Below are 16,961 nucleotides of genomic sequence, written 5' to 3' on the forward strand. Positions count from 1 at the left end.
TGTCATGTCACCAACGTCTCGCACGGCCGCCCTGCTCTCGACGACGCCCTGCCCACCACCGGAACGTCTCTCGACGACCCGACCGTGCACAACCCGCTCGATCCCCGACTGGCAGCGGGTGGTCACGGCGTGGTGCGCCGGGGGACGGGTCGGGCGGTTGCAGGTGGTGTATCGGGGGCATGCATGCTGGCGAGCTGCGCAGGGACAGCTCACCGAGGATCTCGACCAGGCGCGGGTCGTCGATGTCCGCGCCGGCGATGGAACGCAGATAAGGGACGACCCGGGCGGTCATGCCCTCCCAGTCCTGATGGAGCTCCCGCATCTCAGGTTCCAGGAAAGCCGCGAGGATGCCGTTGCGGCCCGGGGCGTTGAACGGTGAGAGGGCGATGGCGAGGCTGTTGGCGGCGAGTACGTCCATGTACTTGCCGTGGATGTACGCCGGGGTGAGTGGCCACGTGTCGATGAGGGCTCGGATGCCCTCGCCGGCCCGCTCGGGTTTGCGGGGCCGTTTGCGCCGCGCCCCCGCCGGTGCGGCGATCTGCAGCAGGTAGGCCGTGGCCCGCGCAGATACTGGACGGCCAAGGACTGCTGGCCGCCCTCGTCCCGGGGACGATCATCGTCAACCACGGCACCGGCGATCCCACCGAGGCCGTCCGCATCGCCGAACACGTCGCGCAGGCCGGAGGCGTTTACCTCGACGCCCCCGTCAGCGGCGGCGGCCCCGCTGCCCGCGCCCGCACGCCGACGACCTTCACCGGCGGGTCGCGGGACGCGTTCGAGGCGGCCCGACCGGTGTTCGACACGTTCAGCGACACCGTCAAACTGATGGGAGCGGTCGGCGCGGGCCAGATCACCAAGTTGTTCAACAACGCGCTCACCATCACCAACATGAAGAACGCCGAGGACGTGCTCGGTCTGGCCGCGCAGGTCGGCCTGGACCTTCCGGCCCTCATCGAGGTGGTCTCCGCTAGCAGCGGCGGCAGTGCGGCGCTCCACGCCCTCGGCCGCGACATCACCCCGGAACTGGCCGAACACGTCCACACGCTCATGCACAAGGACATGCACCACTTCGGCGACGCCGTCCGCGCAAGTGGTGGTGACCCCTCCGAGGTGCTGGAGCGCGGCCTGGCCGGAGCCGCCGGCCTGGTCGAGGCGGCCCGTACGGTGGCCCATGCCCGGAAGTACGCCGCAGCGGGGAGGAGCGGCGCGTGACCGGCGCGCCGACCGGCCCGGCACGCTCAGCCTGTGGGCCCGGCGTCGGCGCCGAGCACGGTCCCGAGCTCGGTCCGCGAGGCGATGCCGCGCTTCGCGAAGACCTTGCGCAGGTGGTACTCGACCGTGCGCGGGCTCATGAACAGCCTGCCGCCGATCTCGGGATTGGTCAGGCCCGTACTGGCGAGACGTGCGATCTGCAACTCTCGCTGGGTCAGGTCACCGTCGGCTTCGGCGCTTCTCCTGTGCGCGGTCTCGCCGGTGGCCCGCAACTCCCGTGCGGCGCGCTCGGCGAACGCCTCCATGCCCATCGCGGTGAACATCCCATGCGCGTTGCGCAGGTGTTCGCGCGCTTCGAGCCGACGCCGCTCGCGGCGCAGCCATTCGCCGAACAGCAGGTGGGCGCGGGCCGTCTCCGAGCGCAGCCGGGTGCGGCCGAGGCGGTCGATCGCCTCGCCGTAGAGGGCCTCCGCCTCGTCGCCGTGGCCGAGGAGCGCGCGTGAGCGGGCCGTGATTCCCCTTGCCCAGTCCGTCTCGCTCGCCTGTGTGGTCTCCAGCAGCTGCCCGAGCGCCCTTGCGGCGAGGCGCGTGTCTCCGCAGCGGACCGCCGCCTCGACCAGTTCGGTCGGCGCCCACTGGGCCGCGACGCCCGGTGCCGGAGGGTCCGCGCTGGCCTGCCGGGCGGCGTCCCGGGCCTTCTCGTAGCGCCCCAGACCGTTGTAGAGCACGGCGCTCGTCCACTGGGCCACGCTCAGACCGACCCCCTCGCCCCGCGAAGTCGCTTCGCTGACGGCCGTTCCCCTCAGCTCCTCGGCCTCCGCTTCGCGGCCCCGCCACGCGGCGAGCGCGAGGGCACCGTAGTTCGTGATCTGCATCCCGGTGGCCGCGGTGAGGGTGTCCACCTCCTCGCTGAGCGTCGTCGCCCCGGCCAGGTCACCTTCGAAGAGCCGCACCATGATGCGCGAACTCAGGGCGAGAGGCAGCACCGCGAGGGCGCCGGTCTCCCGTGCCAGGCGGACGTGGCGGTCGGCCAGCGACCGGCCCGCCTCGTCGTCCCACCGAGCCATGGCCGTGATGAACGCGAGCCACAGCCATCGGAGTTCGTCGTCCGCGGAGACGTCCCGGGCCAGGAAGGCGTGCAGCGCCCGCCTCATCGCCGGGGCCGCCGCCGCCGCGTCCTCGGTGAACAGCAGGGCCAAGGCGTCCAGGAGGAGATCGGCGGCCCGGCAGGGTGCCGGCGGACGCGGCGCGGCACGGGCCGCCACGGCGACCTCCAGCAGTCCGGTGCCCTGCGCCAGGCGGCCGGCGAACATCACGGCGGACAGGGCCTGGAGGTAGGTGTCACGCGCAAGGGGCAGGTCCAGCGGCTCCAGTTGCTTGGCGGCGTCGAGCAGCAGAGGCGGAGCCAGGTTGCCGTGGTGCGCGGAGAACTCGATCTCGGCGTGCAGCAGGGTCGCCCGAGCACGCTGCCGCTCGTCGAGCGGCCCCGCCTGGGCCGCGGCCAGCAGCCTCCGGGCGGCTTCGGCCGCGCCGGCCTCCTGCTGGGCGTGGGCGGCGGTCAGGGCCCGCTCGGCGCGGCGCGCGGGATCGGGGGTGAGCGCGACGGCGCGCTGCATGAAGGCCGCCGCCGCGGCCAGGCCTCCGCGCGCCTGCGCATGCCCGGCCGAGCGTTCGAGTTCCGCGGCGATCTCCTCGTCGGGCTCGGCCGCCGTGTGCGCACGGTGCCAGGCACGGCGTTCCGGATGCGCGCGGGCATCGGTCGCGTCCGCCAGCGCCGCGTGCGCGCCCAGCCGTTCCTCCGCCGTCGCGGCCCGGTAGACCGCCGAGCGCACCAGGGGATGCCGGAAGCGGATCAGGGTGCCGAACTGGATCAGATGGTCCGCGGGGGCGGCGGCCGCGGTGCCGTCGGTGATGCCCGTCCCGGAGGCCGCCCGCCAGACCAGGGCCGCGTCGCCGAGCGGCTCGGCGGCGGCCAGCAGCAGCAGCCGCCGCGTGGCCGGGGGCAGCCGCTCCAGCTGCCGCAGGTAGCCGTCCTCGATGCGACGGGAGAGCGTCCCCGTCCCGGGGAGTCCGAAGCCGCCCGCCAGCTCGGCGGGGGTCGAGCCGAGCGGCAGCTCCAGCAGGGCCAGCGGGTTGCCGCGGGCCTCGGCGATGATCCGGTCGCGCACCCCCTCGTCGAGCGGACCCGGTACCGCCCGCCGCAGCAGCTCCCGCGCGTCACGGTCGCCCAGCCCCCGCAGCTCCATCTCCGGCAGCCCCCACCGGTCGGGGGAGTCGGCGTCGTGCTCCGCGCCCTCCTCCGCGTCGCGGACCGCGAACACGCAGGCCACCGACTCCGCGCCCAGACGGCGCGCCACGAACGCCAGGAGCTGCGCGGAAGCCCTGTCCAGCCACTGGACATCGTCGACCACGCACACGAGCGGACGCGGCTCGGCCGCCGCGGCGAACAGGCCGAGCACGGCCAGGCCCAGCAGGAAGCGGTCCGGCGGCGGCCCGCCGCGCAGGCCGAACGCCGTCCTCAGCGCATCGCGCTGCGGCTCCGGCAGCCTGCCGAGCAGGTCCAGCATCGGCGTGCACAACTGGTGCACGGCCGCGAAGGCGAGTTCCATCTCCGACTGGGCCCCCACGGCGCGCACCACGCGGCAGCCGTCGGCCCGCCGCACCAGGTACTCCAGCAGCGCCGACTTGCCCGTCCCCGGCTCCCCGCGGATCACCAGCGACCGGCTCTCCCCGGCGCGCACGGAGTCCACCAGCCGATCGAGCGCCTCGCACTCCGCACGCCGCCCCAGCAGTCCGGACCGCTGCGGCCAGGCGGGAGGACGCAGGCCGGTCGGATCTGTCGACGACATCCCACCTCCGTCCGCCGGGAGCCGCTGAGGCCACTCTACGGCCGCGAACGGCGGTTCGCCCAGGTCGGGGCAGGTGCGCCCGGAATGCGGGCGCAGGCGGGCCCGTCGTCAGTCGTCGGTCAAGCCCGCGAAGAGCATGGTGAGCCCCTCGCTCATGGTGGGGTGGGTGATCATCATGTCGCGGAGGGCGGTGAAGGGCAGGCCGGCGAGCATCGCGGTCTGCACGGTGGTGATGGTCTCGCCGGTTTCCGGCCCGAGCAGCGTCGCGCCCAGAATGCGGTCCGTGTCCGCGTGGACGACGGCCTTCCACAGCCCCCGCGTCTCCCCGGTCGTGCGGGCGCGGGGAATGGCCGACACGGGCAGGCGGGCGATCTTCACGGGGTGGCCGAGCCGACGGGCCTCCCCCTCGGTGAGGCCGACGTGGGCGAGGTCGAGGCTGAGGAAGGTCGTGCGCGGGACCAGCCGGTCCTTGGTGGACCGGGAGCCGCCCGCCATGTTCTCCTTGAGGATCCGGTAGTCGTCGAGGGACGCGTGGGTGAACTGCGGGCTGCCGGCCACGTCGCCCGCCGCCCACGTGTGCGGCGCGGTCGTGGCCAGGTGCTCGTCGACGTCGACGAACCCGGCGGCGGTGACCGCCACGCCCGCCCGCGGGAGATCGAGCTCCTCCGTGACCGGCTGCCGTCCCACGGCGACCAGCACGTCGTCACCGGCCAGTTCCAGGCCGTCCGCCAGCACCACGGTCACCTCGCCGCCGCCGTCACGGCCGACGCGCGCGACCTCGCGCTCGAGCAGGACGGTGACGCCATGGCCGGACAGCAGGTCCCGCACCGCCGCCGCGATCTCGGCGTCCTCACGCGGCAGCAGCCGGGAATGCCGGCTCACCACGGTCACCCGGCTGCCGAACGCGGCGAACATGTCGGCGAACTCCAGCCCGATGGGCCCGTCACCCAGCACGATGAGCCGACCGGGGATCGACTCCAACCGCAGCAGGCTCTCGCTCGTCAGCGCCCCGGCCGCGTCCAGTCCCGGGATGGCGGGGACACGCGGCCGCGTGCCGGTGTTGATGACCGTGTCCGCACCGCGCAGCACCCGCCTGCCGCCGTCGCCCAGCCGGACGTCCACAGTGCGCTCGGCCACGAACCGCGCCCGGCCGATCACCAGGTCCATGCCCGAGTCGAGGAACTGCTTGTGGTTGAGCGCGACCATTCCGTCGACGACATCGCTCTTGTGCGCCCGGAGCAGGTCGGCGTCGGCCTCCGCACCGTCCACGATGAGCCCGAGTTCGCGGCCGCGGTCCAGCGTCCTGCGGGCGCGGGCGCTGGCCACGAGGGCCTTGGTCGGGATGCACGCGACATTGATGCACGTGCCCCCGATCATGCCCTGCTCCACCATCGCCACGCGGGCGCCGCCCCGCGCCCGGTCCATGGCCAGCGTCTTGCCGGCCTTGCCGCCGCCCACGACGAGAAGGTCGAAGTCCTCTGCCGGCGGTGCCATCCGTTCCTCCCTCAAGGCTCGGTCCGGGCTCCCACGCCCGTATCAGTCGTCGGAGTCCAGCGCCGCGCGGAGCACCGCGACGGCCTGGGCGACGGCCGCCCGGGTGGCGTCGGTCTCGCTGAGCGGGTTGAGCATCATGAAGTCGTGGGTGATGCCGCCATAGCGGACCGCGGTCACCGGAACACCCGCGGCACGGAGTTTCGCGGCGTACGCCTCGCCCTCGTCCCGCAGCACGTCGGCCTCGTCCACGATCACGAAGGCGGGCGGAAGGCCCGCCAACTGGTCCCGGGTCGCCCGCAGGGGCGAGACGGTGATGGCCGCGCGGCGCGCGGCGTCGGGCAGGTAGGCGTCCCAGAACCACGCCATGGCCTTCGCCGTGAGGAAGTAGCCGGTCGCGAAGCGGGCGTAGGAGCCGGTGTCCATGCCCGCGTCGGTGACCGGGTAGTACAGGGACTGGTGGACGAACCGGACGTCGCCGCGCTCCTTGGCCAGCAGGGTCAGCGCCGCCGCCATGTTCCCGCCCACGGAGTCGCCGGCGACGGCCAGGCGGTCGGGGTCGAGACCATGCTCACGGCCGTGCCGGACGATCCACTGGGCGGTCGCGTACCCCTGCTCGACGGCGACGGGGTAGCGGGCTTCCGGCGAGCGCGTGTACTCGACGAACACGACGGCGGCCCCCGCCCCCACCGCGAGCTCGCGGACGAGCCGGTCGTGGGTGTCCGCGTTGCCGAGGATCCACCCGCCGCCGTGCATGTACAGCACGGCCGGCAGCGGCCGTGCTGCGCCCTGCGGGCGCACGATGCGCACCCGCACGTCGCCGGCGTCGACGGGGACGGTCGTCCATTCCGAGTCGGCGGGGAGTTTCTCGATCGGTTCCGCCTGGAGGTCGTCGAGCACCTTGCGGGCCTTCGCCACCCCCAGTTCGTACAGGAAGGGCGGGTGCGCGGTGGCGTCGGAGAGCCGCTGCGAGGCGGGCTCCAGAACGATGCCGGCGTCGGACTGGTCGGTCATGACGGGACCCCTTACTGGTTCGAAGGACCGGTGGCGCGTCCACCACGGTCACGCCGTGGAGGCGGCGGCCTCCCGGACGAGGTCGGCGACGGTGGCGGCCTCCGGGATGCCGACGGCGTGGGAGCCCTCCGGCAGCTCCACGGTCCGCCGGGATCCCGCCCGCTCCGCCATGAACCGCTGGGCCGCGGCGGGGATGTTCTTGTCCTTGCCGCCGATCAGGAACCACGACGGGATCGTCTTCCAGGCCGGCTCGCCCGACGGCTCGGCGAGCGCCGACTCGGCGATCGGGCGCTGCGTCACGGCCATCACCGCGGCCTCGCGGGCCGGGGAGTCTGCGGCGAACTGCGCGTGGTAGAGGTCCTGCCGGATGTACAGGTCCGTACTGCCGTCGGCGAGCTTCACGGGCGCGAGCGTCTCCCCGAGGGTGCTTCCCTCGTAGCGGCCCGCGAGGTCGGCGGCGCTCTCCCCCGTGTCGGGGGCGAAGGCGCCGATGTAGACCAGCGCCTTCACGTTGCCGTTCCCGGCGGTCCCGTTGGTGATGACGATGCCGCCGTACGAGTGGCCGACGCAGATGACGTCGCCGTCGATCGCGGCGAGGACGCCGCGCAGGTGGTCGGCGTCGTAGGCGACCCCGCGCAGCGGGTTCGCGACGGCGATCACGGGGTGGCCGTCGTCGAGCAGTGCGGCGATGACGCCGTTCCAGCTCGACGACTCGGCGAACGCCCCGTGCACCAGCACGATCGTGGGCTTGCCTGCGGAGTTCGTCGTGATGCTCATCGTCTGGTTCCTCTCGTTCGGCACCGGAATGCGGCCAGTCTGTTCTCGGCGTCCCGCCACTCGCATCCGTCGGTCCCCGGCGGGAGTCCCTAGCGCCTGACGACCTGCGTCGCCGCGGCGCACCCGAAACACCCTCACCGGTCGGCGTCCGGCCCTGGCGCGGGGCAGGCCGTGGAGCGAGCCGATCACCGTCGGCCCCGGCGCGCCGCCGGGCACGTCGGCAGGTTCCCGGGCACGCCACCAGTGAGGCCACGGATGCGAGCCGGCGCTCACAGCACCGACACTCGGGGCATCGGGAGAAAGGGAGACATGCCATGCGCGCTGTCGTACTGGAGGAGTTCGGTGGTCACCTGGATCTGCGCGAGGTACCGCACCCCGTGCCGGGGACGGGACAGGTGCTGGTCCGGATTCGCGCGAGCGGCGTCAATCCGCTCGACACCAAGATCCGGGCGGGCCGCGCGGATCATGCGCGCAGCCGGCTGCCGGCGGTTCTGGGCCTGGACCTGGCAGGCGTGGTCGTGGAGGCGGGACCGGGGGTGACCGGCTTCCGGCCGGGCGACGAGGTGTACGGGCTGACCGGCGGAGTGGGCGATCTCCAGGGATCGCTGGCGCAGTACGCGGCCGTCGACGCCCGCCTGCTCGCCCCCAAGCCGGCCTCCTTGGGGATGCGTGAAGCGGCGGCGCTCCCCCTCGCCGTGATCACGGCGTGGGAGGGGCTGGTCGACCGTGCCGGGGTGCGGGCGGGCCAGCGCGTCCTGGTGCAGGGCGGCGCCGGCGGTGTGGGCGGTGTCGCCGTCCAGCTCGCGGCGTCCCGCGGCGCCGAGGTCTACGCGACCGCGTCGGCCGCCAAGGCGCCCCTCGTCCGGGACCTCGGTGCGACGCCGATCGACTACAGCACGACGTCCGTCGAGGAGTACGTGGCCGAACATACCGGCGGCGCCGGCTTCGACGTGGTGTTCGACACCGTCGGGGGCGCGGTCCTGGACGCCTCGTTCACGGCCGTGCGCACCTATACCGGGCACGTGGTCAGTGCCCTGGGATGGGGTACGCACAGCCTCGCGCCGCTGTCGTTCCGCGGCGCCACCTACTCGGGCGTGTTCACCCTGCTGCCGATGCTGACGGGAGCCGGGCGCGAACATCACGGCCAGATCCTCCGGGAGGCCACCGCGCTCGCGGACGCCGGCGGACTCCGCCCCTTGCTCGACCCGCAGCGCTTCAGCCTCGAGACGGTGGCCGAAGCACACGCCGCCGTGGAGAACGGCACGGCCCTGGGAAAGGTGGTCATCGACATCGAGCACTGAGCGGCACGGAGCCGACCGCTCGGCGAATCCCGGCATCCCGTCCGGCTCATCCTCGGCGGGCGGAGCACGGCGATCGATCGTGCCCGCCCCCGAATCGGACGTTCGGAAAACCGCACCCCAGTGGGCCGGCCACCCCACCCGCCACTGGCTGCGGCGTCGGCCCGCCCCGGACATGACGCCGGGACGGGCCGAGGGGACGGCGGTTGTCAGGTCGGCGTGACCACCTGTCGCCCTCCACCGGGATGGTGGGCTGCGGCGCGGGCGGCACGCCTGGATATCAAGTGCCGTCGATCAGGCGAATGGCCAAGTCGGGGCTGAACTGGCCGGCGGGAATCCCCGCACCGATTCCGCAGTCGCCGTCGGAGTCGCCTGGGACCTTGACCCACAGTTCCAGTTCCGCATCGGCTCCCTCGCGGGGCGGGGTGCCGAGCCTGCGTCCGGCCGGGTTGCACCATTCACCATTGGAGCCGTTGCCGTTGCGGCTGGTGTCGACCACGAAGGTCTTACCGCCGGGGAGCCCGGCATTGACGGCCTTGGCGTAGGTGACCGACTGTTCGGTCGTGTAGTAGTTCGACACGTTGACCGAGAAGCCGCGTGCGTCTGCGATCCCGGCGGCCTGCAGACGCTGGGCCATGGTGCCGGCGGGAATCCAGTTGGCATTGGCGGCGTCCAGGTAGACCCAGGCGTTCGGTGCCTTCTGCTTGAACTGCTGCACGCCGTATCTCAGCAGGTCGAGCCGGATCTGCCGCTCGCTGTCGTTCGGCAGGCAGTCGAGTTGGGCGACCGCGTCGGGCTCCACCACGACGATCGCCCGGTGGTCGCCGATGGCCGTGGCGAACTGCCCGATCCAGGTGCGGTAGGCCTCCGGGCTGCCCGCGCCGCCGCCGGAGTGGCTGCCGCAGTCACGGCCCGGGACGTTGTAGGCCACCAGCACCGGCGTGGCCCCGGTCTGCGCGGCACCGCCGACATAGCGGGACACCGCCGCGGTGATATCGCTGTCCCAGTTGCCGAACCAGCGTGCGATCGGCCGGTCGGCGATGGCCGCCTTGATGCGAGCGGCCCGCGGGTCGCCGGGGTTGGCGGCGACCCAGGCCGCCGGGTTGGAGTTCGGGTCGACGTACAGGTTGGCCGCGGCGATCGCCTTGGCCTCGGGTGGGGCATAGGAGACGGCGGCGACCTTGGCGGCCTGCGGCTGCTGTCCGGTGAGGTGGGCACCGGTCAGCGCGGCCGTCGACGCGGTGACCGCGGCGATGGCGGTGATGGTCCATCTGCGGAGAGCGGGGAGCACGGGGGTCCTTTCCTGTCCGGTGTCATTGCGGCACCGTCCGCCGGCTCTCCGGCCATCTTTCAGCGGATCATAGGAAGCGGACGAGTCCAATGCACTTTTTCTGGACGTTTCCCGCGAAACTATCGACGCACTTCAATTCGAGTCAAGAGCCCTTTCACGATTTCATCTTCATCCAGCTGCAGAGCAGCCCGCCGTCATTGCGAGCCTGCGGGCCACCGATATTGCGGGCCTGGTCAGGGGCTGATCTGCAGTGGTCTTCTCTGCGGCGGTGTGGACGCCTTCGGGCAGCACGGAAGCGCAGGTGTCGGCGATGATTCCGGCCGGCTCGGCGTCCTGACATGCCTCAGCCCCGGCGCCTCGGCCGGGGCATTACGGGAGTCAGGCCTTGGCGCGCTGCTGCTTGAGGCGGAGTTCCTCTTCGCGGACTTTGACGCGGACGGCCTGCTCGCGTTCCAGCCAGTCGGGGTTCTCGGCCTTCAGGTTCTCGATCTCGGCTGTGGTGAGGGGGCCCGTGATGCCGGCGCGGGCGAGACCTGAGGCGGAGACACGGAGCCTGGCGGCGACGACCTGACGGGGGTGGGGGCCTTCGCGGCGAAGTCGGGCGAGCCACGAGGGCGGGTCGGCCTGGAGCGCGTTCAATTCGTCCCGGGAAACAGGGCCTTCCTGGAACTCGGCGGGCGCCGCCGACAGCAGGATCCCCAGCTTCTTGGCCGCGGTCGCGGGCTTCATGGTCTGCGGGGTCTTCGCCTTGGACGCGCTCATGGCCCCAAGGGTAGCCAGCGGAAGGGGCTGCCTGGACGGGACTACGCTGAGGGAGTGACCGAAGGTGAGTTCCGGCTGGCCTACGTGCCGGGGGTGACGCCCGGGAAGTGGGCGGGGGTATGGGCCGAGCGGGTGCGGGATGTGCCGCTTGAGCTGGTGCAGCTCCCCGCCGCCGATGCCGTCCCCCTGCTGCGGAAGGGCGATGTGGACGCGGCGTTCGTACGCCTGCCCGTCGACCGCGAGGCCCTCCATGTGATCCCGCTGTACCTGGAGACGACCGTCGTGGTGGTGCCCAAGGACCACGCGGTGGCCGCGGTGGAGGAGGTCGAGCTTGCCGATCTCGCCGACGAGGACGTGTTCGAGCCGCTCGACGAGGTATTGACCTGGGACGACCGTCCCGGGCAGCCCGCCTTCACCCGTCCCGATGACACCGCCGCTGCGATCGAGTTGGTGGCGTCGGGGGCCGGCATCCTGCTGCTTCCGCAGTCTTTGGCCCGCCTCCACCACCGCCGAGACCTCACCTACCGCCCCGTGACCGACGCTCCTCAATCCCAGATCGGCCTGGCCTGGCTCGATGCCGAGACGACCGATCTCATGGAGGAACTGATCGGCATCGTCCGCGGCCGCACCCCCAACAGCTCCCGCGGCCGCAACGCCCAACAACAGCCCGCCCGCAAGAAGCCGCCCCGCCAGCGCTCCACCCCCAAGCGCCGCCACAAAAAACGCCGCCGGACGTAGCCGAGTACGCCGTGCTGCGTCGGGACGCGGGGACTACCTGCCGGCGCAGATCGCACACCGATTAGGTTTCCGCGCCGCGCCCGTCTGTAGGTGTGAGATCGACTCACAGGAGGCTGACGCCATGCGGAAACTGACCTACGGCATGAACCTGAGCCTGGACGGCTACATCGCCGCGCCCGGCGACGACCTGGGCTGGAGCGTGCCGAGCGACGAGCTGTTCCAGTGGTGGTCCGACCGGGTGGGGGCGACCGGCCTGGCGCTGTACGGGCGCAGATTGTGGGAGATGATGAGCTCCCACTGGCCGACCGCCGACCGGCAGCCCGGCGCCACACCGGCGGAGATCGAGTTCGCCCGCCGCTGGCGGGACATGCCGAAGGCGGTGTTCTCATCGACGATCGACAAGGTCGACTGGAACGCCCGCCTGGTCACCGGCGACGCGGTCACCGAGATCACCCGGCTCAAGGCCGAGGACGGTGGCCCGATGGACATCAGCAGCGCCACACTCGCCGGAGCTGCGATGCGGGCCGGGCTGATCGACGAGTACGTGCTGGTCACCGTGCCGGTCCTGGTGGGCGGAGGCAAGCCGTTCTTCACCGCGCTGGACAGCTGGGTGAAGCTGAACCTGGTCGAGACGCGGACATTTCCCGGCGGCGTGCTGCTGACCCGATACGAGACGAGGCGATGAGCACGGGCCAGATGCTCGGCTCCTAAGGCCAGGTCGAAATCCTTTCTGGCACGCTCGCCGTGCCCCTCGACTATGAGTCGTCGCCGGTGGGGACTCGTCCGGTCACAGCGTCGCGGGCAGGTTCAGCCATGGTTTGTCGGTGGCGTCGAATCCGGTGAGCTCGGCGATCTTCCCGTCGACGATGTGCAGGACCGCGATATTGAACAGACGGTATTCGGGGTCGTCGGGGGTGCGGAGGTACAGCACGGCGGCGGGCATGCGGTTGACCGTCGTGGCGATGCAGCGCCAGTCGTCGTGGCCGGGCTGGAAGAGCCCACCGGCGACCCAGCCGTCCACCGCGTCCTTGGCGGTGACGTCCACGGTGCCCGACCCGGGCAGCATCATGAAGCGCAGGTCGTCGCGCAGCAGGGCCATCAGCCCGTCGAGGTCGTTGCGCTCATGGGCGTCGATGTACGACTTCACCACGCCGCGCTCGTCGTCCGACAGCTCGTGCGTGGCAGAGCTCCGCCAGTCGAGGCGGCGGTCGGGCAGCTGCTCGCGCATCGTCACGCGCGCCCGCTGCAGTGCGCTGGTCACCGACGCGACGGTCAGTTCGAGGGCGTCCGCGGCCTTCGACGCCGGCCAGCCGAGGACGTCCCGCAGGATGAACACCGCCCGCTGCCTCGGCGGCAGGTGCTGGACGGCGACGATGAACGCCAGCTCGATCGTCTCCCGCGCCACCACCGATTCCTGCGGGTCCTCCGGAAGCATCCGGTCCGGGTATGGCTGCAGGTAGCGCATTTCCGAGCCCGCGTCCGGCAGCTCGGCGGGCACGGGTGTGCGGTCGTTGCGCTTCTCCAGGAAGTCGAGGCAGGCGTTCGTCGCGATCCGGTACAGCCAGGTCCGCAGCGCGGCGTTGCCCTTGAACGACTCTCGCTTGCTCCACGACCGCAGGAACGTCTCCTGCGTCATGTCCTGAGCGTCCTCGTAGTTCGCGAGCATCCGGTAGCAGTGCACCTGCAGCTCCCGCCGGTAGCGCTCCGTGATGAGCGCGAACTGAGCTGTGTCGTTCGAGCGGGCCGCCGCGATGAACGCGGCCGTGTCGGCGTCCAGCAGGCCGGCGTCGGTCATGGTCGTCAATCCTTCCGCGGGTGGCGAGGGGCCACCAGAACTGACGGCGTGGCGAAGGATTTCTGATCGGTGAAGCCGCTGACACCGACCCGTTCGTCAGACCGGACGGGTCGGGGCGATCCAGTGGACGTGTTCGCGTCGAGCAACCGTGTCCCGCGGGTCCGGGTCCAAGCCGCGCAATGCCAAGGTTCGACAGCACGTTGGGCCCGCAGGCCGCCCTCCCAGGTACCCGGCTCAGCCGGGCAGGTCGGCCAGGACGGCTTCGGCGGCACGGCGGCCGGACACCAGGGCTCCTTGGATGGAGCCGGTGTCGCGGTGGTCGCCGCATACGTAGCGTCCCCTGCGTATCCGCACCGGACGGCGCAGCCGCAGTGGCGGGAGCATCGCCGGAAGAGCGGCTTTGATCGGATAAGTGGCGATCAGCTGCCACCCGGCGGTGTCACCGTAGATCTCCTCCAGCCGGCCGCGCACGCGCGACTCGTCGGCGTCGATCCCGAGCACGGATGTCGAGATGAGTGCGCGGCCGTCGGCGGAGTACTCGGGCGCCGCGTCGGTGAGAACGAGGGTGTCGGTGATGATCCCCTCGGCGTCCAGGATTTGCAGGGGCTCCTCCAGCGGGGACTTCGGCGCCGCGTGGTAGAAGGTGGTGACGTCCCGCATGACGGGCGCGTCGATCTCGGGGACGAGGGCGGCGGCCTGGGCGGGGTCGGTCGCCACGATGACGGCATCCGCCTCGAATGCCTCTCCCTCGGAGCTCTGCACCCCTCGCCTGTGACCGCTCGCACGGCGGTCTCCAGTGACACTGCTCCGTCCGGCAACCGGGCCGCGAGTTGCTCCGCCATCCGTCCCATCCCGAGGGCCGGGGCGCCGATCGTGCCGCGTGCGAACGACCGCCAGATCAGGTGGAAGAAGCGGTTCGAGGTCTCCAGCTCCCGTTTGCAGGGCTTCGCCTAGGTCTGCAAGGGCTGGTGCGGCCCAGACGACGCCCGGGGGACGGCCCTCCATCGACTTCGCCTGATGGCGGCCGTGACGGAAACGTTCGCGGCCTCATGCGGTGCCACGGATCTGGGCGGCGTAGGCGTCGATCTTGCGCTTCAGGTTGGCTCGTTCCGCGGCGTCATCGGCTTCCTGGCGGCGGACGGCGGCCAGTTCGCGGTCGTGTTCCGCCTCGTTGACCAGGGCCATCAGGGCGGCGCTGTGCTCTTTCTCCTTGGCCGCGGCCACTTCGATGCGGTCGAGTTCGGCTGCCGTCTGCGCATCCACCCAGCGGCGGTGCACGACTTCGTTGGCCGTCAGGCGGGCCTCGTGCAGGCGGTCGTACTTGCCGGTACCGCCCAGCAGTTTGGTCAGGACGGGGGCGCACTCGACGATGATGAGCAGGAGGCGCAGGAGCCAGAGGGCGGCGCCGGCGTTGGTGTCCCGGGATGCCAGGTGGTGCAGGGCTTTGATCTCCTCCAGGACGCCGATGCCCTTCGCCGCGCTCTTGCGTTCCGCCACCTGCTCCGCGATCCGCTTGTTCACGTTGGCGGCGTAGCCGGCCGTGCCGGTGCCCAGGTCCGTGGTCAAGGCGGTGATCTTGGCGTTGACGGCGGCGAGTTGCCGGTGCAGGCCGTCGATGCCGGACGTCTTCTTGTAGGTGGCGAACGTCGCGCGGTTGGCCTTGCAGTTGACCCCGTTGCCGTAGCGCCGGGTGCCGCCGGTGCCGTCGCACTCCTCGCGGGCACGCTTCTCCAGAGCGTCCAGTTTCCGCTCGATTGGCCTGATCTGGTCGGTCAGTTGGGTGCGCTCTCGCTGCTTGGCGTCCAGGTCCGCTTGAACGCCTGCGGGAAAGCCCGCGACGCTCAGGGTGCTGCCCGCGCAGTCGGAGGACGTACTCGGCAGGCCGGTGGTGGGGTTGCACCGGCGCAGCCTGCTCTCGTACTCCAGGGCCTGCACCTGGCGGATCTGCAGGGCCTCCTGGCGGATCTCCTCATGGAACAGGCGCAGTACCAAGGGCTCGGCGATCACCACGGCTATCAGGACGGCCATCAGAATCCGCGGGACGAACAGCACGAGTTTGCGGGCGCCGCTCACCACGCCCTGCGCCGAGGAGATGAGCCAGGCGTCCAGGGCGAAGATCAGGGCGCCCCAGAACAGCGCCACCGCGAACACCGCGGGGTGGCCGAAGACGCGGTACAGGAAGAAGCTCATGGATACCGCGGCCATGCAGCCGGTGAACAGGGTGATCACGCCCTGCCAGGCCAGCCGCGGGCGCTCCTCGGGGGACCAGCACAGCCGCTCGTCGATGACCCCGATCAGGTCACGGACCAGGCGGAGCGGGCCGGTGCTCGGAGGGACGGGGCGGAACGCCTCAGGGGTGATCGCGGTGAACGGGCCCACGTCGCGGGAAGGGTCAGTAGTCGTCGTCATCTTCGGTGAGGTCCTCGATGCTCTGGTCGTCGGCGGCGTCACGGCTCGGTTCGACGATTTCGGGGCGCTGGCCGGAATCCACGGCGGGCTTGCCCGAGTCGGCCTGCAGGCCCTTGATCAGGCCCTCCACATCGACATTGATCTGGTCCAGGTAGCCGTGTTTGGCGATCTCCCGCAGCAGGTTCAGCCGGAGGTCCAGCGCGTGCAGCCGGTCCTGGTGCTCGCGCTCGTCGCGATCCCGGCGGTCCTGCCGGTCCCAGGTCTCGCGGCGGATCATGTCCTTGCGCCCGGCCTCGATCTCGGCCAGCTTCTCCTCCCGGTCCCACACCTCGCGGCGCAGCTTGTCCTCGTGCTCCTGCTCAGCGACGGCGCGGTAGTCGGCGCGCCGCTCCAGGCGCAGCCGCTCCTCGCGGTCCAGCAGCGCCTGGGCGTCGCCGCGCTGCTCCAACCGGAGCTTCTCGCGGTGCTCCTCCTCCCGGCGGTCCTGCTCACCGACCGTCACCGCGACATCTTCGTGGCCGATGGCGCCGTACTGGTTGGCGAGGATCGTCGCGCGCACCGGGTCGTTGCCGATGGCGTCGTAGTCGTGGTCGAGCTGGGTGCGCGCGAACTCGGCCCGCTCCTCGCGGTTGCGGAGCTCGGCCTCCCGCTCCCTCTCTTGCATCTCGACCCTGAACTCGCGCGTCCGGCGTTCCGCGTCACGCTCCATCTCCGCCTTCTGGTCCGCGACGCGCTGCTCGCCGGCGTCCTCGCCGAGGGTGCCCTCCACCTTGCTGATCGGCGGCGGCGTCTGGACGTCCACCGCGGCGAGCGCGATCCGCATGCCCGGCACCGTCGGCTGGATGAAGTGGGCGTACGCCTTGATCTGCGCGGTCACGTCCAGTTTGAACTCCTTCCACTCCGCGAGGCCGCGCCGCAGGCCCACCTCGAAGATCTCGTTGTGCTCGCGCAGGTACTGCTCCAGCGGTGCGGTGACGTCGCGCAGCCCTGACTTCACGACCCGGGAGGCGTCCACCACCGTGCAGTCGAACATGACGTCCACCTGGAACGTCTGCGCGTCCTGCGACGCGACCGGCAGCCGCACCGCGACGCTCACGCCCATCGCCATGTCGACGACGCTGACGCTGGTCGCCTCGATCGCGTCGGGGTGGTCGGGCCGGGGATGCCGCAGCACCGTGAAGCGGTCGCCGATCTGGAACACGTACGCCTGGTGCGGCCGTGCGGGCGGCAGTTCCGCGGCCACCCGCTGCTTGCGCTTGAAGCCGGCGCGGCCGTGCTTGCGGGCCTCGGCGAGGGGGCACTGCTCGGTGATCGGATAGGGCATC

15 protein-coding genes are annotated in these 16,961 nt (G+C 71.6%); 4 read left to right on the forward strand and 11 right to left on the reverse strand.

Annotated elements, in window-relative coordinates; genetic code table 11:
* Positions 1-7: 7 nt before the first annotated feature.
* The gene (locus K4S16_RS46975) at positions 8-547 is read right to left on the reverse strand and encodes a hypothetical protein (protein ID WP_200842165.1); all 540 of its coding nucleotides are present in this window, start codon (positions 545-547) and stop codon (positions 8-10) included.
* Between K4S16_RS46975 and K4S16_RS26320 the strand changes: the two genes are divergently transcribed.
* A complete protein-coding gene (locus tag K4S16_RS26320; RefSeq protein ID WP_200842130.1) occupies positions 529-1,212 on the forward strand; it encodes an NAD(P)-dependent oxidoreductase in 684 nt (227 codons plus the stop codon). The genes K4S16_RS46975 and K4S16_RS26320 overlap by 19 nt on opposite strands.
* A gap of 26 nt (positions 1,213-1,238) precedes the next feature.
* Here the strand turns inward: K4S16_RS26320 and K4S16_RS26325 are convergent, their stop codons facing one another.
* From K4S16_RS26325 to K4S16_RS26340, 4 genes are all read right to left on the reverse strand, one after another.
* Positions 1,239-4,061 (reverse strand): LuxR family transcriptional regulator, encoded by a 2,823-nt coding sequence (locus K4S16_RS26325; protein WP_149261720.1) that lies wholly within the window; start codon positions 4,059-4,061, stop codon positions 1,239-1,241.
* A gap of 108 nt (positions 4,062-4,169) precedes the next feature.
* On the reverse strand, positions 4,170-5,555 hold the full coding sequence (locus tag K4S16_RS26330) for an NAD(P)/FAD-dependent oxidoreductase (RefSeq protein WP_149261721.1): 1,386 nt from the start codon (positions 5,553-5,555) through the stop codon (positions 4,170-4,172).
* Between the two features lie 42 nt (positions 5,556-5,597).
* Complete coding sequence (locus K4S16_RS26335; RefSeq protein ID WP_149261722.1) at positions 5,598-6,566, reverse strand: alpha/beta hydrolase; 969 nt, start codon at positions 6,564-6,566, stop codon at positions 5,598-5,600.
* 48 nt (positions 6,567-6,614) lie between these two features.
* Positions 6,615-7,343, reverse strand: coding sequence for an alpha/beta fold hydrolase (locus K4S16_RS26340; protein ID WP_200842131.1), 729 nt, complete (start codon positions 7,341-7,343; stop codon positions 6,615-6,617).
* A 314-nt stretch (positions 7,344-7,657) separates the two neighbouring features.
* On the opposite strand from K4S16_RS26340, the gene K4S16_RS26345 reads away from it, so the two are divergent.
* Positions 7,658-8,644, forward strand: a complete 987-nt coding sequence (locus K4S16_RS26345) for a zinc-dependent alcohol dehydrogenase family protein (RefSeq protein ID WP_149261724.1) — start codon at positions 7,658-7,660, stop codon at positions 8,642-8,644.
* 277 nt (positions 8,645-8,921) lie between these two features.
* Here the strand turns inward: K4S16_RS26345 and K4S16_RS26350 are convergent, their stop codons facing one another.
* Together K4S16_RS26350 and K4S16_RS26355 are read right to left on the reverse strand one after the other, a co-directional pair.
* Positions 8,922-10,022 carry a glycoside hydrolase family 6 protein gene (locus tag K4S16_RS26350; protein WP_235037091.1) on the reverse strand — a complete coding sequence of 367 codons (1,101 nt, stop codon included), beginning with the start codon at positions 10,020-10,022 and terminating at the stop codon, positions 8,922-8,924.
* A 288-nt stretch (positions 10,023-10,310) separates the two neighbouring features.
* A complete protein-coding gene (locus tag K4S16_RS26355) occupies positions 10,311-10,694 on the reverse strand; it encodes a DUF5997 family protein (protein WP_149261726.1) in 384 nt (127 codons plus the stop codon).
* A gap of 54 nt (positions 10,695-10,748) precedes the next feature.
* Here K4S16_RS26355 and K4S16_RS26360 point away from each other — a divergent pair, with 54 nt between their 5' ends.
* Together K4S16_RS26360 and K4S16_RS26365 are read left to right on the forward strand one after the other, a co-directional pair.
* Positions 10,749-11,432: a LysR family transcriptional regulator substrate-binding protein gene (locus tag K4S16_RS26360; protein WP_235037092.1), complete on the forward strand. Its 684-nt coding sequence runs from the start codon at positions 10,749-10,751 to the stop codon at positions 11,430-11,432.
* Between the two features lie 121 nt (positions 11,433-11,553).
* Positions 11,554-12,117 carry a dihydrofolate reductase family protein gene (locus K4S16_RS26365; RefSeq protein WP_149261727.1) on the forward strand — a complete coding sequence of 188 codons (564 nt, stop codon included), beginning with the start codon at positions 11,554-11,556 and terminating at the stop codon, positions 12,115-12,117.
* Between the two features lie 102 nt (positions 12,118-12,219).
* Here the strand turns inward: K4S16_RS26365 and K4S16_RS26370 are convergent, their stop codons facing one another.
* The 4 genes from K4S16_RS26370 to K4S16_RS26385 all read right to left on the reverse strand — a co-directional run bounded on the left by K4S16_RS26370 (position 12,220) and on the right by K4S16_RS26385 (position 16,960).
* Positions 12,220-13,227 (reverse strand): RNA polymerase subunit sigma-70, encoded by a 1,008-nt coding sequence (locus K4S16_RS26370; RefSeq protein WP_149261728.1) that lies wholly within the window; start codon positions 13,225-13,227, stop codon positions 12,220-12,222.
* A 234-nt stretch (positions 13,228-13,461) separates the two neighbouring features.
* A complete protein-coding gene (locus tag K4S16_RS26375; RefSeq protein ID WP_235037093.1) occupies positions 13,462-13,989 on the reverse strand; it encodes an FAD-dependent oxidoreductase in 528 nt (175 codons plus the stop codon).
* Between the two features lie 285 nt (positions 13,990-14,274).
* The gene (locus K4S16_RS26380) at positions 14,275-15,636 is read right to left on the reverse strand and encodes a DUF4407 domain-containing protein (RefSeq protein WP_149261729.1); all 1,362 of its coding nucleotides are present in this window, start codon (positions 15,634-15,636) and stop codon (positions 14,275-14,277) included.
* Positions 15,620-16,960, reverse strand: coding sequence for a hypothetical protein (locus K4S16_RS26385; protein WP_149261730.1), 1,341 nt, complete (start codon positions 16,958-16,960; stop codon positions 15,620-15,622). The genes K4S16_RS26380 and K4S16_RS26385 overlap by 17 nt, the downstream gene beginning before the upstream one ends.
* Between the last annotated feature and the right edge of the window lies 1 nt (position 16,961).

Source organism: Actinomadura sp. K4S16, assembly GCF_008327685.1.
GTDB lineage: Bacteria > Actinomycetota > Actinomycetes > Streptosporangiales > Streptosporangiaceae > Spirillospora.

Coding starts and splice junctions, on each gene's coding strand:
- K4S16_RS26325 (WP_149261720.1), bottom strand. CDS start 4,061: ATGTCGTCGACAGATCCGACCGGCCTGCGTCCTCCCGCCTGGCCGCAG.
- K4S16_RS26330 (WP_149261721.1), bottom strand. CDS start 5,555: ATGGCACCGCCGGCAGAGGACTTCGACCTTCTCGTCGTGGGCGGCGGC.
- K4S16_RS26335 (WP_149261722.1), bottom strand. CDS start 6,566: ATGACCGACCAGTCCGACGCCGGCATCGTTCTGGAGCCCGCCTCGCAG.
- K4S16_RS26340 (WP_200842131.1), bottom strand. CDS start 7,343: ATGAGCATCACGACGAACTCCGCAGGCAAGCCCACGATCGTGCTGGTG.
- K4S16_RS26345 (WP_149261724.1), top strand. CDS start 7,658: ATGCGCGCTGTCGTACTGGAGGAGTTCGGTGGTCACCTGGATCTGCGC.
- K4S16_RS26355 (WP_149261726.1), bottom strand. CDS start 10,694: ATGAGCGCGTCCAAGGCGAAGACCCCGCAGACCATGAAGCCCGCGACC.
- K4S16_RS26365 (WP_149261727.1), top strand. CDS start 11,554: ATGCGGAAACTGACCTACGGCATGAACCTGAGCCTGGACGGCTACATC.
- K4S16_RS26370 (WP_149261728.1), bottom strand. CDS start 13,227: ATGACCGACGCCGGCCTGCTGGACGCCGACACGGCCGCGTTCATCGCG.
- K4S16_RS26380 (WP_149261729.1), bottom strand. CDS start 15,636: ATGACGACGACTACTGACCCTTCCCGCGACGTGGGCCCGTTCACCGCG.
- K4S16_RS26385 (WP_149261730.1), bottom strand. CDS start 16,960: ATGCCCTATCCGATCACCGAGCAGTGCCCCCTCGCCGAGGCCCGCAAG.